The 16,368-nt window shown below is 63.2% G+C and carries 11 protein-coding genes; 2 read left to right on the top strand and 9 right to left on the bottom strand.

What is annotated here, in order from left to right:
* Positions 1–56: 56 nt before the first annotated feature.
* Both HD842_RS13435 and HD842_RS13430 read right to left on the bottom strand, forming a co-directional pair.
* Entirely contained in the window at positions 57–1,079 is a 1,023-nt protein-coding gene (locus HD842_RS13435; RefSeq protein WP_183555181.1) for a MerR family transcriptional regulator, read from the bottom strand.
* Between the two features lie 163 nt (positions 1,080–1,242).
* The gene (locus tag HD842_RS13430; protein ID WP_183555180.1) at positions 1,243–3,108 is read right to left on the bottom strand and encodes a phosphoenolpyruvate carboxykinase (GTP); all 1,866 of its coding nucleotides are present in this window, start codon (positions 3,106–3,108) and stop codon (positions 1,243–1,245) included.
* A 369-nt stretch (positions 3,109–3,477) separates the two neighbouring features.
* On the opposite strand from HD842_RS13430, the gene HD842_RS13425 reads away from it, so the two are divergent.
* Positions 3,478–4,470 carry a D-2-hydroxyacid dehydrogenase family protein gene (locus HD842_RS13425; protein ID WP_183555179.1) on the top strand — a complete coding sequence of 331 codons (993 nt, stop codon included), beginning with the start codon at positions 3,478–3,480 and terminating at the stop codon, positions 4,468–4,470.
* Between the two features lie 177 nt (positions 4,471–4,647).
* Here HD842_RS13425 and HD842_RS13420 read toward each other — a convergent pair whose 3' ends face one another.
* The gene (locus HD842_RS13420) at positions 4,648–5,403 is read right to left on the bottom strand and encodes an L-asparaginase (RefSeq protein WP_183555178.1); all 756 of its coding nucleotides are present in this window, start codon (positions 5,401–5,403) and stop codon (positions 4,648–4,650) included.
* 145 nt (positions 5,404–5,548) lie between these two features.
* Here HD842_RS13420 and HD842_RS13415 point away from each other — a divergent pair, with 145 nt between their 5' ends.
* Entirely contained in the window at positions 5,549–6,034 is a 486-nt protein-coding gene (locus HD842_RS13415; protein ID WP_183555177.1) for an asparaginase domain-containing protein, read from the top strand.
* 84 nt (positions 6,035–6,118) lie between these two features.
* Here HD842_RS13415 and HD842_RS13410 read toward each other — a convergent pair whose 3' ends face one another.
* The 6 genes from HD842_RS13410 to HD842_RS13385 all read right to left on the bottom strand — a co-directional run bounded on the left by HD842_RS13410 (position 6,119) and on the right by HD842_RS13385 (position 16,240).
* Positions 6,119–7,015 carry a recombination-associated protein RdgC gene (locus tag HD842_RS13410; protein WP_183555176.1) on the bottom strand — a complete coding sequence of 299 codons (897 nt, stop codon included), beginning with the start codon at positions 7,013–7,015 and terminating at the stop codon, positions 6,119–6,121.
* Between the two features lie 75 nt (positions 7,016–7,090).
* Positions 7,091–8,197: a DNA polymerase IV gene (dinB, locus tag HD842_RS13405; RefSeq protein WP_183555175.1), complete on the bottom strand. Its 1,107-nt coding sequence runs from the start codon at positions 8,195–8,197 to the stop codon at positions 7,091–7,093.
* A 77-nt stretch (positions 8,198–8,274) separates the two neighbouring features.
* On the bottom strand, positions 8,275–9,546 hold the full coding sequence (locus tag HD842_RS13400; protein WP_183555174.1) for an acetamidase/formamidase family protein: 1,272 nt from the start codon (positions 9,544–9,546) through the stop codon (positions 8,275–8,277).
* Between the two features lie 130 nt (positions 9,547–9,676).
* Positions 9,677–11,485: a S8 family peptidase gene (locus HD842_RS13395; RefSeq protein WP_183555172.1), complete on the bottom strand. Its 1,809-nt coding sequence runs from the start codon at positions 11,483–11,485 to the stop codon at positions 9,677–9,679.
* 356 nt (positions 11,486–11,841) lie between these two features.
* Positions 11,842–13,659: a S8 family peptidase gene (locus HD842_RS13390; RefSeq protein WP_183555170.1), complete on the bottom strand. Its 1,818-nt coding sequence runs from the start codon at positions 13,657–13,659 to the stop codon at positions 11,842–11,844.
* Between the two features lie 343 nt (positions 13,660–14,002).
* Entirely contained in the window at positions 14,003–16,240 is a 2,238-nt protein-coding gene (locus HD842_RS13385) for a TonB-dependent receptor (RefSeq protein WP_183555168.1), read from the bottom strand.
* Between the last annotated feature and the right edge of the window lie 128 nt (positions 16,241–16,368).

Below are 16,368 nucleotides of genomic sequence, written 5' to 3'. Positions count from 1 at the left end.
CGCTTCAGGCAGCACGATCAAACAGGGGCAACGCCAGCGGCGCTGCCCCTGTTTTTTTATGCGCGCAAGGCCTGCATTGCCGCGCCGATGAACGCGCGCATGCGCTCGTCGACCATCCCGGATTGCCGCAGTGCCGGCTCATCCTGCAAGGCTTGCCGGATCTTTTGCTGGGTTGCAGGCTGGTCGCCGGCAAACGAGCGGAACAGATCGAACCACGCCAGCGCCAGCGCGCGTGCCTGTGGCGAGTCGGGCGCATGGCCTTCGTCCATCGCCGTGCGGACCTGCGCCACGAGCGGCGGCCACTCGGCGTCGCGCTTGCCGAAGTTGGCGCGCATGAAGGCAAATTCGTCGTCGTCGAGATAATTCCGGTAGATCGACAACTGGTGCGCTTTCGATGCCGTCAGGATGAACGTCATCATCTGCAGAGAAATACCCGTACGCTCCTGCACGCTGGGCTCGTGTTCGTGCATCGCGTTCAGCTTGGCGAACAGGATCGGATTGTTCCCCGTGTCGCGCCTGACCATCGCCATCCACTGCGTCGCCAGAACCTGCGCCTGCGAATCACCAGGGTCAGTACCGGCATCCATCAGCGCCTGCACCTGCGCTACCAGTGCCTGCCACTCGGGTTCGACATCATCGGCCTGGGTATAGATCGGTAATTGCGTGAGTTCTTCCTGCGAAAAATATTTGTCGTACATGGTCATGTGCTCCAGCGTTGTCAGCCAATCGGCCAGATCCGGTTCCTGTCCGTCGGCCAGCTGACCCTGCAGTTGGGACAAGCGGCTGCGCAAGGCTTTGGCCTGCTGGATCTGCTCGGTCAGCAGGCCGATCTGGCGCGCGACGACCGTGGCCAGCGACAGGTCGGCTCTGGTGAGGGTAGTTCCGATGTCGGCCAGCGCCAGCCCGAACCTGCGCAATGCCAGAATGCGGTGCAGGCGGGCGATGTCGGCTTCGTTGTACAGCCGGTAGCCGGCGTCGGAACGCGCAGAAGGCGATAGCAACCCGATCGCGTCGTAGTGGTGCAAGGCACGGACCGTCAAGCCAGTGCGCTTTGCCAGTTCCCCAATTTTCAGCAGCATCGTTTCACCCTTTCTTCATGCGTGAAGACAGGATGGAGCCTCACGCCACGTGAGGGTCAAGCCTACAATGAATCAGGGGCAGCGCCACCGGCGCTGCCCCTGTTCTTTTTTTTATATTTTCACCGTCGCGAAGACGGCGCCTCCCCCACCAGGCAGCTTAAGCTCAAGCAGCCAGTTGTTTCTCCAGCCGGTCACGCGTGGCCACCAGCTCTTGCGGCAGGTGGTAGGCCAGTTTCTCGAACAGCTCGGTATGCAGTTTCAGTTCTTCGCGCCAGGCATCCTTGTCGATCGACGTGATCTGCGCAAATTGCTGCTCGCTGAAGTCCACGCCTTCCCAGTTCAGGTCGGTGTAGTTCGGCGTGGTGCCGAACAGGTGCTCGGTGCCGCCGGTGGCGCCGGCGGTGCGGTCCAGGATCCACTTCAGCACGCGCATATTATCACCGTAACCTGGCCACACGAAGTTGCCCTGCGCATCGGTGCGGAACCAGTTGACGCAGAAGATCTTCGGCAATGCCGCCGGATCAATCGCTTCGACCTTCTTGCCCAGATCGAGCCAGTGCTGGAAGTAGTCGCTCATGTTGTAGCCGATGAATGGCAGCATCGCGAATGGATCGCGGCGCACGACGCCCATCTGGCCGGCAGCGGCGGCGGTGGTCTCCGAACCCATCGCGGCGGCCATGTAGACGCCTTCCACCCAGTCGCGTGCTTCGGTCACCAGCGGCACGGTCGTCGAACGACGGCCACCGAAGATGAACGAGGAGATCGGCACGCCGGCAGGATCGTCCCAGGCGGCATCGATCACCGGATTCTGCGTTGCGGCGACCGTGAAGCGCGCATTCGGATGCGCCGCCTTGGTGCCCGATGCCGGCGTCCAGTCCTTGCCCTGCCAGTCGATCAGGTGAGCCGGTGCTTCCTTGGTCATGCCTTCCCACCAGACGTCGCCATCGTCGGTCAGCGCGACGTTGGTGAAGATGACGTTTTCACGCAGCGAAGCCATGCAGTTCGGGTTGGTCTTGTCGTTGGTGCCCGGGGCCACGCCGAAGTAGCCGGCTTCCGGGTTGATCGCGACGAGCTTGCCATCGGCGCCCGGCTTGATCCAGGCGATGTCGTCGCCGATGGTCGTGACTTTCCAGCCATTGAATGCCTGTGGCGGGATCAGCATCGCGAAGTTGGTCTTGCCGCAGGCCGACGGGAACGCGGCAGCGATGTATTTCTTGTCGCCTTGCGGTGATTCGACGCCCAGGATCAGCATGTGTTCGGCCAGCCAGCCGGTGCCGCCCTGCTGCGCTTCCTGGTACCCCATGTTCGAGGCGATGCGCAGCGCGAAGCACTTCTTGCCCAGCAGCGCATTGCCGCCGTAGCCGGAACCGAACGACCAGATTTCGCGGGTATCCGGATAGTGGACGATGTACTTGGTGGCATTGCATGGCCATGCGACATCGGCCTGGCCATCGACCAGCGGCATGCCGACTGAGTGCACGCACGGCACGAAGTCGCCGTCCTGACCCAGCACGTCGTACACGGCGCGGCCCATGCGCGTCATGATGCGCATATTGACGGCGACGTATGGCGAGTCGGACAGTTCGACGCCGATGTGGGCGATTGGCGAGCCGAGCGGGCCCATCGAGAACGGCACGACGTACAGCGTGCGGCCGGTCATGCAACCGTCGAACAGGCCGTGCAGCGTCTGGCGCATTTCGGCCGGTTCCATCCAGTTGTTGGTCGGGCCGGCTTCTTCTTTCGTGGCCGAGCAGATGTAGGTGCGGTCTTCGACGCGCGCCACGTCCGACGGATCGGACCAGGCCAGGTAGGAATTCGGACGCTTGGCCGGGTTCAGCTTTTTCATCGTGCCTGCAGCAACCATCTCGGCGCACAGGCGGTCGTATTCGTCTTCCGAACCGTCACACCAGTAAATGCTGTCAGGCTTGGTCAGCGCAGCAATCTCAGCCACCCAATTGATGAGTTTTTGATGTTTGATGTAAGCTGGGACGTTCAGTGCGGCGACGCCGCCCATCACGGGTTGGTTCATGGGGATACCTCCAAATGCCAATTAAGAATTCGGGTGGACCGTTACCTTGCATCGTCTTCGGCCGGGGCGCCCTGCGGTCGATCACGACGTTGGGCAAGCACTCTGCGGCAGAAGCAGGAATCGACACTTGACGATACAGCGGGCAGGTCGGCAGCTTCGAGTGAAGCCTTGCGGTGCGTCTCGTGAGCACCGTTGGATACGTGTCATTCGCTTAAGTTCTGCGCCGATTGTACACCCGCAAAACGGCGTTTCGACGGGTTTCACTACAAAAAAGTAGGAAAAATGCCCGACTAATGTAGTAGGCTATTTGGGCATTTGCCCTATCGTGTTATTTGTTTACAGGCAGATCATACAATTGTGACAACACCATTGAAAATCGCGATTCTTGATGACTATCAAGACGCTGCACGCCGTCTCGCGTGCTATCCCCTGCTCGATGGCCATGAGGTCAAGGTCTTCCAAAGCTCGACCCGCGGCCTGGGCCAGCTTGCCATCCGGCTGGCGCCGTTCGATGCAGTGGTGCTGATCCGCGAACGCACCGCCCTCTCTGCGGCCCTGCTCGCCAAGCTGCCCAACCTGAAACTGATTTCGCAAACCGGCAAGGTCAGCGGCCACATCGACGTCGCCGCTGCGACCGCGCGCGGCATTGCGATTGCCGAGGGCACCGGCTCACCGGTCGCACCGGCAGAATTGACCTGGGCACTGATCATGGCGGCCAGCCGCAAGATCGTGCCGTACGCCACCAATCTGAAAGAAGGACTGTGGCAGACGGCCTCGACCAATCCGGTGCTCAACGGCGTGGGCCGCGTGCTGCATGGCCGCACGCTGGGGCTCTGGAGTTACGGCAAGATCGGCAAGCTGGTGGCCGGCTATGCGCGGGCGTTCGGGATGCGCGTGGTGGTGTGGGGCAGCGAAGCGAGCCGGCAGGCGGCGATCGCCGATGGCTTTGAAGCGGCGCCGTCGCGCGAGGCGCTGTTCGAGATGGCTGATGTGCTGAGCTTGCACCTGCGCCTGGCCGACACGACCCGTGGCATCGTCACGGCAAGCGATCTGGCGCGGATGAAACCGGACGCGCTGTTCGTCAACACCAGCCGCGCCGAACTGGTGGCCGATGGCGCGCTGGAAAGCGCCTTGAAGAAAGGCCACCCGGGCATGGCCGCGCTGGACGTGTTCACCAGCGAACCGCTGGGACCGGATTCACCGTTGCTGCGCATACCGACCGTGCTGGCGACGCCCCACATCGGCTACGTCGAGCAGGACAGTTACGAGCTGTATTTCAGGGCGGCGTTCGAGAATATCGTGCAGTTCGCGCAGGGTACGCCGACCAATATTCTGAATCCTGAGGCACTGGGCAAGCGGTAAGCGGGCCGCGGCACTGCGTTGGAACGGCGTGGTATGCGGGCTGACTTGGGTTCCAGCCTTCGCTGGAACGACGTTCATCGGTAGCAGGCCAAACCGCGCAATTGCATCCATCCCGGCTACCATCAGCACGTCGTTCCAGCGCAGGCTGGAACCCAAGGCTGACGCAAAGGTGGAAACTCAGCGCAGTTCGGGCTCGCCTTTGATGTTGATCTTCGGCGCCGGCAGCACATGCGTGCCGGTCCACAGCCCGGCCCAGCCCGGCGGCCAGCCGATATCCGGCCCGGCATAGGGTTTGAGGCCGGCGCGCACCGGGACGATCGGCACCGGTGGCGCTTCGATCAGGCCGCCACCCGGGGGCCGCTCCATGTTCAGGCTATACATATACCCGGGCAGCAGCAGGTCGCATGCCTGTGCGAACCACGCCGTGTGATCTTCGTCGCGGCCCAGCGCCTCGGCCAGCCCTTGCGGATCGAACTTGGCCAGTGCATGGATCAGCTCATCGGTGCTCGCGCCCGGCACATCGTTCCAACCCATGACCGGATTGTTGTTGTACTCGGCGCCCGAGCCATACCAGCCTTCGCGCCAGGTGCGCTGCATCCAGTTGCGCGGCCCCGTGAACAGGTGCCAGCGCCAGTGCAGGCCGGACGGCTTCGGCCACGAGTACAGATACAGTTTCTGATAACCGGCCTCGTGCAGCGCGCGCACGACGGCCATCAGGCGCGCGTGTGGCATGCGGTCGGGCGGGGCGCGCCGGAACAGGATCGGCTCGCCGTCGGCGTGCTGCACCTCGTCGTTCGACAGGTTCAGGTCTTGCGCGCGCGACTCGTTGCCGAAGCGCGCCGATACCCACCCAGTGAGCAGGTTGACATGCGTGATCACGCCATAGCCGCGATGGCGCTGGAAGATCACGGTTCCGGGGGCAACTGCTTTCATGGCAAATATGGAAATAGACTGTAGAAAAGGAAAATGATGGGGGAAATACTCATCCGATCCGGACGATTCTAGCGCAGTCGCCTGGAGATCGCCGGTGGTTTGGCGATATCATGAGGACCTTTTTTCAGCGAGTGGATAAACCAACATGACTTTGCGACTCATCGCCACCGGCGGCACTTTCGACAAGCATTACAACGAACTCAATGGTGTGCTGGGCTTTGCCGAAAGCCATTTGCCAGAGGTCATCAAGCGCAGCCGCATGACGGTGCCGGTGGCGCTGGATGTACTGCCGCTGCTCGATTCGCTCGAGATGGGCGACGCCGACCGCGAGCGTGTGCTGACGACCTGCCGGGCTGCCTCCGAGAAGGCCATCGTGATCGTGCACGGCACCGACACGATGCGCGAGACGGCTGCTGTGCTGGGCGCGGCGGGCCTCGACCAGACCATCGTGCTGACCGGCGCCATGATCCCGTATGCGATCGCCAATTCCGACGCGCTGTTCAACCTGGGCTTTGCCTGCGGCGTCGCGCAGGTGCTGCCGGCCGGTGTGTACGTGGCGATGAACGGTCAGGTGTTCCCTTGGGATAACGTGACCAAGAACCGCAGCGCCGGCGTGTTCCAGGAATTATAAACAGAAACGAAAAACGGCCGGACACCAGGTCCGGCCGTTCAATGCACCGGCGCCTGATTCAGGCGCCATGTACCTGACGCCTGCTTACGCCTTGGCTTCGCCGCCCAGCGCTTCGACGATATCAGCCAGCATCTTCGACAGCTCGCCCGTCATCAGGACGATATCGTTGTCGAAACGTTCGTCGTCGTTGTGGGTCGCGCTTTCGCCTTCCTTGATCACGTCCAGCGGCTTGATGCCCTTGATCGCCAGCGACTCGGTCAACACGAAGCTGACGCGGTCGTTCCAGGTCATGGCCAGGCGCGTGCACTGCTTGCCGGCGGCGATGTGGCGGCGGATGTCGTCCGGCTCCAGCGTGTGCTTCACGTAGCGCACCGCAGCGCGACTCTCGCCGGTGGCGCGCAGTTCGGTGTCCTGGTCGATCGTGAAGCCGTACGGCGCTTCATCGGCTTCGAGCCAGCCGGTCATCACGGCTACTGGCGAACGCTGCACGCGGAGCGACTCCAGCGGCATCTTGTCGACGGCCTTGAGCAGCAGCTTGACGACGTCGTCGGCCTTGGCCGGGCTGGCCGCATCGACCACGAGCCAGCCATTGACCGGGTCGATCCAGGTCCAGACATTGCTGCGCAGCGTGAAGGCGCGCGGTAGCAGTTCGTCGGCCACGCGCTCCTTCAGTTCCTTCATGGCTTTTTTGCCTGGCGGGAAGCCCTGCGCTTCTTCCATCTCGGCCGCCTTGGCCTTGGCCACCTGGTTGATGACCGATGCCGGCAGCAATTTCTTTTCGGTGCCCAGCATGATCAGCATCTGCTTGTTCACGACATGGACCAGGCCGCCATTCGGGCGCGGTGCATCCCAGCCCTGGCGCAGCAATTCATTGCTGTTGGCAGGCACGAAGCTGCCCGGCTCGAGGGCCTTTTCCAGCTGTTCAGGGGTGTAGGCCCAAGGGGCCGGCAGGCGGTAGATCTGGAGATTCTTGAACCACATAGGTTTAATCCACTTGTTTCAGTATTTCTAGGGAACGACATTCTACGCTGCACAGCAGCCGCAGCGTCAAAAATGTCAGGGGGTTGTCGCGTCATCCGGAGAATCGTCGAACAGCCGTAACTGCTCGACAATCTCGGTGTCGCCCAGGCGCACGCCGACGCCCAATAATCGCACCGGCCGGCTGGCGCGTGCCCAGCCGGTCTCCAGTAAACGTCCATAAGTCGGAATGTTGGGCGCATATCCCACACATTCGACGGTTGTCTGCTGGAAGTCCGAAAACTTGATCTTCACGAACAGCTTGTTGATGAATTTTTCAGCATTTGCCCGCTTGATACGGCCCAGCAAATGCTCGTGCAAATCGGGCAGCAGCTTCAGGCAGGCTGCCAGATCCGGCACGTCCGGCGTATAGGTTTCTTCGGTGCTGATCGACTTGCGCTCGCGCGAGGTATTCACTTCGCGATGGTCGATCCCGCGGCTCAGGTCATACAGCCGCACGCCGAAGCTGCCCATATGCTCCTGCAGCTTGTCCAGGCTCCAGCCGCGCAGGTCGGCGCAGGTCTGGGCGCCGAGCCGGTTGAGCTTCTCGGCCGTGACCTTGCCCACGCCGTGCAGCTTCTTGACCGGCAACGCCGCGACAAACGCGTCGACTTCTTCGGGCCGCACCAGGAACAGGCCGTCGGGCTTGTTCCAGTCGCTGGCAATCTTGGCGACGAACTTGTTCGGGCCCACGCCGGCCGAGGCGGTAATGCCCACCGTCTCGACGATGCGGCGCCGGATCTCCTGCGCAATCAGCGTCGCGCTGCCTTTGCAGTGCGGCGAATCGGTCACGTCCAGATAGGCTTCATCGAGCGACAGCGGCTCGACGATCTCCGTGTAATCCTGGTAGATGGCCATGATCTGGCTGGACGCGATGCGATACTTTTCCATCGCCGGCGGAATCACCACGAGCTCCGGGCACAGCTTCATCGCCTGGGCCGTGGCCATCGCCGAATGGATGCCGAAGCGGCGCGCCTCGTAATTGCAGGTGGCAACCACGCCGCGCTGGTCGGCGCGCCCGCCCACCGCCAACGGCCGACCGCGCAACGACGGATCGTCGCGCATCTCGACCGATGCATAAAAGCAGTCGCAATCGCAGTGGATGATTTTTCGGGCTGGGGCGTTCACGCTGGCGGGCCGCCCCATGCGGTCACAAACTGCCGGGGTCGCTTACTGTAATTGCATACAGTATCTTCTAAAAATCTTCCCCGTGCAAATCTTGCTCATTTCTTGCCAGCTTTGTTGGTGAAGCCGTTCTTCACCTTACTGAAGTCGGCCTTGCGGATCATCCCGTGCACGCCCTTGGTACCGTCAACCACCTGGCTGACCTGGAAGTCACTGGCCGCGCTCAGGTAGGCAAATGCGGTGGGACGGTCCATGCCCAGTATCTCGGTCAGGAAGCGGATCGATTCACGCGTGGCGTCCTTCATCGCTTCATCCAGATCGGGGTTCAGGCCGATCGTCACCCAGTGATCGGCCGTCTCGCCCAGCGGCCTGGCCAGGCTGCCCGAGCGCGATGGAATGCCTGGGTCGCCCTTTTTGAGCACCGTGATGCGAAAGGTCGGGCGCATCGAATGCTCGAGTGCGGTCAGCGCCACCTCGCCGTCACCTTGCGCCATGTGCGGATCGCCCGTGTAGAAATTGCCGCCCTTGACCAGCACCGGCAGGTAGACGGTCGAGCCGACGCCCAGGTCGTTGATGTCCATATTGCCGCCGTACAGGCCAGGCGGCACCGAGTGCACCGGCTTGATCGTGTCCGCCGCGACGCCCATCACGCCCATGAACGGCGCGGTCGGGAACGTCACTTCGGTGCCGTTGGCGGTCTTCATCACGGCTTCCCACTTGCCGGCCTTGGTGCGCCGGATCGGGGTGAACACCGACACATTGTTGTAGGCGCTGGGGTTAGCGGCCGAGGCATCTGCTGTCGGCTTCGGCGTTTCCGGGAACTCGCCAGGCAACGCTCCCTTGCCGTGGCGATTGGAAATCACGCCATACGGCACACGCGGCACGGCCGACAGCAGCTCGACCTTGAGCACGTCGCCCGGCTCGGCGCCGTCGATCGCCACCGGCCCGGTCACGATATGCGGCCCGTCTTTGGCAAAATCATGGGCCATCGACGAGCCCGTGATGGCGATACCATCCTTGAGGACCATATTGGCGGGAATGCCCTTGCTGCCAAAATACGCCAGCGGATTGCGGCCCTGGTCCTCGACCAGGCCTTCATGCGACAGCGTATCGAAGACAATCGTCGCGCCGGACGGGATCGACAGCACCGGTTTGGTGGCCGCGTTCGGCAAATAGCCCCAGGTGACCGTCTCCACCGTCGAGGGCACGTAATACACCTCGTGTTTGGTACCGGGCACAAGGACCCGCCCGGGCTTGTCGGCCAACGGTTGCAGCGGGAGCTTGTCGGCGGTCTGGGCGAACACGGCGGTCGCAGGTGCAAACACGGCCAGGGCAAGGGCGGTCGCGAACGTAATGGTGCGCAATTTCATGATGGACTCCGGTCGATGGCTGCTTGGCAGGGAACCCTGTATGCATGCAATCAACGTGCCATGTGAAATCAGGGCGTGCAGCGCTGCAGCACCCCCTGCGCACGCACCGGCAAGGTGCGTGCGCCACGACTTACCTGGTCAATGCCAGCGCATACCGGCCATTGCTCGTACCGGTGCCGCCGCTGGCGTACACCACCCTCAGATAGAGGACCGCCGTGCTGGTGCTGGTATTGGCAAATGTGGCGGTGTCGGCCACGCCGGCGCGGTTAACGCTCGCGCTCAGTTGCTTGCCTGCGCTGTTGTACAACTGCAGGTCATAGTTGGCCGTTGCCAGCACCGCGCTCAAGCTGGCCTTGAGTGTCTTGCCGGCCGGCAGATCGACCCGGAAGTAGTCGGTATCGGTCGTCGTGCCCAGGTTGCCGGTGACACTGGCATTGGCGGGCGTGACCGTATTGGCCGTCGCGATCGTGTTGTTCGCTTCGCTTTCGGCAACGACGACGGGCGCGGCGCTGGTCCTGGCCCATGCTGCGGCTGCCGCCGCATCCACGATGCCGGTGCCGCATCCCGAACAACTGGCCGGAAACGCACGCGCCGTCGACTTCAGCCTTGCTGCGATCTCGTCCGGCGTCAGGTTGGTGTTGGCCGCGAACATCAGCGCAGCCACGCCGGCCACGTGCGGCGCGGCCATCGAGGTGCCCTGGTAGGCCGCGTAGGTGTCTGCCAGCGGCCCGCTCCGGCCGCTGTTGAGCGTGGACAGCACACCCGAGGCGCCATCGCCACCCGGCGCGGCCACCGCGACCAGCGCGCCGAAATTGGAATAGCGTGCCCGCCCGCCAGTGCGCCCGGTGGCGGCCACCGCGATCACGCCGGTGCAGTTGGCCGGGCTGGCGTTTCTGACGTCCATGGCCGAATTGCCTGCTGCGGCCACCACCACGGCGCCGCGCGAGCGGGCCCCGTTGACGGCGTTCTGCATCGTCGCGCTGCAGGCCCCGCCCCCGCCGAGCGACAGGTTCAGCACGCGCGCCTTGTTGGGATTGGCGGGCACGCCCGCGACGACGCCGCCCGATGCCCAGGTGATCGCATCGGCGATGTCGGATGTGTAGCCGCCGCACTTGCCCAGCACGCGCACCGGCAGGATCTTGGCGTTGTACGCCACGCCCGCCACGCCGGCGCCGTTGTTGGTGCGCGCCGCTATCGTGCCGGCCACATGCGTGCCGTGCCAGCTGGATGGCTGGTCAGAGAATGGCTGGCCGCCACCGCAGGCACCGGCCGTGAGGCCGTCACCCGGGTCGGTCGCATCGCTGTCGCGCCCATTGCCGTCATTGCCGATGGCGGCGGTGCTGATGAAGTCGTAGCCCGGCAGGAACTGGCCGCTCAAATCGGCGTGCGGACGGTAGCCGGTGTCGATCACGGCCACCACCACGCCGGTACCGGTCGAGATATCCCAGGCGGCTGGCAGGCGCAACCCGCCAACCGTATCGTAGTAATGCCACTGGTCGGTATAGCGGGGATCGGTCGGTGTGGCCGCGTGCGTCATGATGCGGTCCGGCTCGGCATATTCGATCGACGCATCGCGCAGCATCATTTCGGTCGCCAGCGAGCGCACCTCGGCCAGATTGTGCCGACGATCGAGCCTGAGCACCTTTGCGCCGTTCGCCAGCACATGGCTTTCCCGGACCAGCACGCCAAACTGCTGGCCGGCGCGGTCAATCCTGGCCTTGCGCGCGCTGCTGCCGCCTTCCACGATCACTGTCGATCCATTGGCGGCGGGCTGGGCGTCGCGGTACTTCACGATGACGCGGTCGGTTTCCAGAATGGACTGCGGCTCCTGGGAGCCCGCGGCGGCGGCGGCTGCGCACACCGGGAGGGATGCCAGCGCCAGCCAGAGTGCAGCGCGCTGCGTCAACGTCGCTGCGTGCATCGAATACGTTTGTTTCATGATTTTCCCGTTCAAGTTCTGCATCAGGCATGTCGATGCGCCTGAGTCATGACAAGACCAGCTGCACCGGGCGCCGCACCATAGCGGCAGATTCAAGAGTAGCCGCAAGGAAACATATTGTCGCGTGGAAAATCACACCCTTTCAGCATAGTTACAACACTTGCACTGGTCGTTTCCTCATTAACATTTTTTCTTTGGCGTAACTTTTTGAACGCAAAATATGTAACGGGCAACTTCAGTTAATTAACAATCATGAACAGGGAATCCTGAGCCAAAAAAAACACGCGCGAACGAATCGCGCGTGTCCTGGATCCAAAAAACGACCCTGACCATGACGATGGCGCAGGGTTACTGGCTTACCAGCTCAGTTTCAGCGAATAGCGGCCATTGGTCGCGCCGGTACCGCCCCCGTAATACGTCACACGGACATAGCGGATCGCCGTGCTGCTGGTGGTATTGGCCGAATTGACGGTATCGGTCGCGCCGGCGCCGTTCTGGCTGGTGCCCAACTGCGCGCCGGTGCTGCTGTACACGTACAGGTCGTAGTCGGCCGTCGTCGATATCGGGCTCAAGCTGGCTGCCAGCGTCTTGCCGGCTGGAAGATCGACGCGGAAATAATCAGTGTCGGTCGTGCTGCCCAGATTGCCCGTGACGGTCGTGTTGCTGGCCGTGACCGGGTCTGCCGTCGCCGTCGTGTTGTTCGACTCGCTCTCGGCCAGCGTGGTGACCGGTGTACCGCCACCGCCACCGGTCGCTGACGCCACGGCAGCCGCCGCATCGACGATGCCGGTGCCGCAACCCGAGCAGCTGGCCGGGAACGCGCGCGCCGTCGACTTCAGTTTCGACTCGATCTCGTCCGGCGTCAGGTTGGCGTTGAGCGCCAGCATCAGCGCAGCCACGCCGGCCACGTGCGGCGTGGCCATCGACGTGCCCTGGTAGGCCGCGTAGCTGTCCGCGGCCGGTGCGCCGGTGCCGCTGTTGAGCGTCGAGAGCACACCCGAGGCGCCATCGCCACCGGGCGCAGCCACATCCACCAGCGTGCCGAAGTTGGAGTACGACGCCCGTCCACCGGTGCGACCAGTGGCCGCCACCGCGATCACGCCCGAGCAGTTGGCAGGGCTGGCGTTGCTGACGTTGACGGCGTCGTTGCCGGCAGCGACCACCACCACGGCGCCGCGCGAGCGGGCACCGTTGATGGCATTTTGCGTGGTTGCATCGCAGGCACCGCCGCCGCCCAGCGACAGGTTCAGCACGCGCGCCTTGTTGGCGTTGGCTGGCACACCCGAGACCGTGCCACCGGACGACCAGGTGATCGCGTCGGCAATGTCGGACGTGTAGCCGCCGCACTTGCCCAGCACGCGCACCGGCAGGACCTTGGCGTTGTAGGCCACGCCTGCCACGCCGGCGCCGTTGTTGGTGCGCGCCGCCACCGTGCCGGCCACGTGTGTGCCGTGCCAGCTCGATGCCTGGTCACGGGTCGGCTGGCCGCTGCCGCAGGAACCGGCGGTGACGGCGTCACCCGGGTCGCTCGCATCGCTGTCGCGGCCATCGCCGTCGTTGCCGATGGCGGCAGTGCTGATGAAGTCATAGCCGGCCAGTTGCTGGCCGCTCAGGTCGGCATGAGGGCGCGAGCCCGTGTCGATGACCGCCACGATCACACCGGCACCGGTCGAGACATCCCAGGCGGCTGGCAGGCGCAGGCCACCCGCCGTTTCGTAGTAGTGCCACTGGTCGGTATAGCGCGGGTCGGTCGGCGTGGCCATGTGCGTCATGATGCGGTCCGGCTCGGCGTATTCGATCGACGGATCGCGCGCCATCATCTCGGCGGCCAGGGACTTCACTTCGGCAAGATTGCGCTTGCGGTCGAGCTTGAACACCTTCGCGCCGGTGGAAATCGGATGGCTTTCCTGGACCACGATGCCGAACTGCTGGCCGGCGCGGTCGAGCTTGGCCTTGCGCTCGCCGCTGGTACTGGCCACGCGCGCAGCGATGCCATTGACGGCCGGTTGCGCGTCGCGGTACTTCACGATGATCCGGTCGGTTTCCACAATGAACTGTGGCCCCGGGGACGCCGCATCGCCCGCAGCCGCCAGGGCTACGCTCGAGGCAAGCGCCAGGGATACCGCGGCGCACATCTTCAATACGACAGGACGAATCGAATGCGTTTGCTTCATTTTTCTTCCTTGTTCAAGGTTTTCCGTCGGGCGAAAGGGCTCGCCCGTATCGTTGTAGTCCGGACTTTGCCGGCGCCGCATCGAGGCGGCTCAGCCAGCGTAGCGCGAAAGAAAGATTTAACGGAACGCAAACCTGAGAGAGTGAAGCGTGCATACAACGGTTACATGTCTAAATTTTGCAAAACCATGTTTTGTTCGGCAAAACATAAATTTAGCAGAATACTTGACACCTAAAATTTGTTGACGAAGGTTTATCGCATCGTTCTCAGATGCAAAAAAGGGCCGCGCAATGCGCGGCCCTTTTCGTTTGTGACACGCCAGCCTCGTGGAGGCCGGTCAATTCTTAGAAATTACCCTTGAATTGCATGCCCCACTGGCGCGGCTCGTTGGTGAAGCCGGTCAGGTTGTTGAAGTCGATCGCACCGGTGATACGGCGCTGGTCGAGCACGTTGCGGCCGAAGGCTGCGACTTCATACTTGCCGTTGCCGAAGATGTAGCCGACGCGCACGCCGCCTTCGGTCAATGGTGCACCGGTGAACTCGGTCGACTCGTACAGGAAGAAGTTGACCTTGCTGCGGTACGACCAGTCGGTGTAGAAGTACAGCTCGCCGTCACGGAACGGCACGCCGTAGCGGGCGGTCGCGTTGAAGGTCCAGCGCGGTGCCTGTGGCAGTGCGTTGCCATCGATCACGACACGGCCGGCGCCGTTGATCGGATCGGTGATCGTGCACTGTGCGCAGCGGTTGACCGACAGGCTGCCGTCACGGATCTGCGTGTAGTTGTAGCTCGCGCCGGCGCTCATGCGCAGGGCGGTGCTGATCGCTGCTTCGAAGTCGAACTCGGCGCCACGGCCCTTGGTCTTGTCGGCGTTGATCAGGCGGTTGACGTTCGAATTGCCACCCACCACGGTCAGCTGCTGGTCTTCGATCGTGTAGTCGTAGATCGAGAACGAGCCACGTGCACGGCGCTCGAACAGGTCAGCCTTGATGCCCAGCTCGACCGACTTGATGGTTTCGGCATCGGCCACGGTGATCGGCACCGACGCCGAGGCAGCAGCGATACTCGGTGCGCGGAAGCCCGTTGCGGCGCGGCCGTACACGTTCACGTCAGGCGTGAGCTTGTAGGTGGCCGACAGGTCCCAGCTGACCTTCTTCTTGTCCGCTTCGACCGACGACGGGCCGATCTGCACGACGTTGGTCGCTTCGATGGTGCGGAACTCTTTCTCGTCCTTGGTGTAGCGCACGCCGCCGCGGATGGTCCAGTCAGGGGTCAGGTTGTACGTTGCCGAAGCGAACGCAGCCCAGGCCTTGTTCTTCTGGGTCGACACCAGGCGCGAGGTGCGCGCGTAGGTGGTGCTGTCGAAGTTGTCGCTGCCGCCGGTGACGTCTTCATCGAAGAAGTAGACGCCGGTCTGCCAGTTGAACGGGCCGGTGTTCTGCGATTCGACGCGGAATTCCTGGCTGTACTGGTCGAGGTTGTTGATGTAGCCGTTGGTCTCAACCTGGAACGGGATGAAGCCCGGGCCGGTTGGCGTGCCGCCGTCGATGTCGCCGCGGCTCGAGTAACCGATGATGTGCTCGTAACCGGTGATCGACGACAGCTTGTAGCCGCCGAGATCCCATTCCAGACGCAGGTTGATGCCGTTGGTTTTCAGGTCCTGGTCATTCATCGCGTTGGTGACGATCTGGTCCAGATCGGTACCGTCGGCGAAGGTGTTGCTGCCCTTCTTGATCAGGTTGGCGCGGAACAGCCGTGCGCTGCCATTGGTCTGACGCTGGTGGAAGCCCAAGAGGCCGGTAACACCATCTTTGCTGTACAAGAACTGCACGCGCTCGGCGTGTTCGTTGTAGCCGTCGAGCTCACCGCGCTTGGTGGTCTTGGCCGGGGTGCTGTAGTTGTCGACGTAGTCGTCGCGGTGCTGGCCGACGGCCGACACGCGCATTGCCACGTTGCTCGACAGCGGCACGTTGACGGCGCCTTCGGCATTGAACGTGTAGTGCGATGCCGCCGACACGTTGTAGTAGCCTTCGGTGCTGTTCAGGCGTGGCTTTTCGGATTCAAACTTGACGACGCCGGCTGGGGTATTACGGCCGAACAGCGTGCCCTGCGGGCCGCGCAGCACTTCGACGCTGGCCAGATCGAAGATCGGGAAGCCCTTGAGGATCGGGTTCTCTTGCACGATGTCGTCGTACACGAGCGAGACCGGCTGCGAGGCGAAGGTGTTGAAGTCGGTATTGCCGTAGCCGCGGATATAAAAGCGCGGGAAGGTACGGCCGTTCGACGATTCCACGTTCAGGCTCGGCACCTTGCCGGCCAGCAGACGGATGTCATCGCCACCCGAGACCAGGACGTCCAGTTTGTCACCCTTCAGGGCCGTTACCGACACCGGCACGTCGCGGATGTTCTCGGTACGACGCTGCGCGGTCACGGTGACCGATTGCAGCTGCAGGGACTCGGGCGCCGGTTCGGCCGGGGCCGCCGTCTGGGCTGCAGCCTGGGCGATCGGCAGCAGGACGAGGAACGCCAGCGCTGCGCCATGGGAGCAGGTGACGCGCTTGTGCATCTTGGACATCTTGGTCATGGAGTATTTTCCTGGTGATGATAAAAGAACCGGTGTCTCCGTTCTTCTTTTCCAACGCCCCCCCGCCGGGTGCGCGGGCGGTACTACCCCGCCCCTGGCAACGCGCATCTATGGCGCCCATCTTTGCG

The sequence above is a fragment of the Massilia aurea genome (assembly GCF_014200505.1).
Lineage (GTDB): Bacteria > Pseudomonadota > Gammaproteobacteria > Burkholderiales > Burkholderiaceae_D > Telluria > Telluria aurea_B.
Note: the sequence above shows the minus strand (reverse complement) of the source record. Positions and strands in the feature narration are given on the sequence as shown.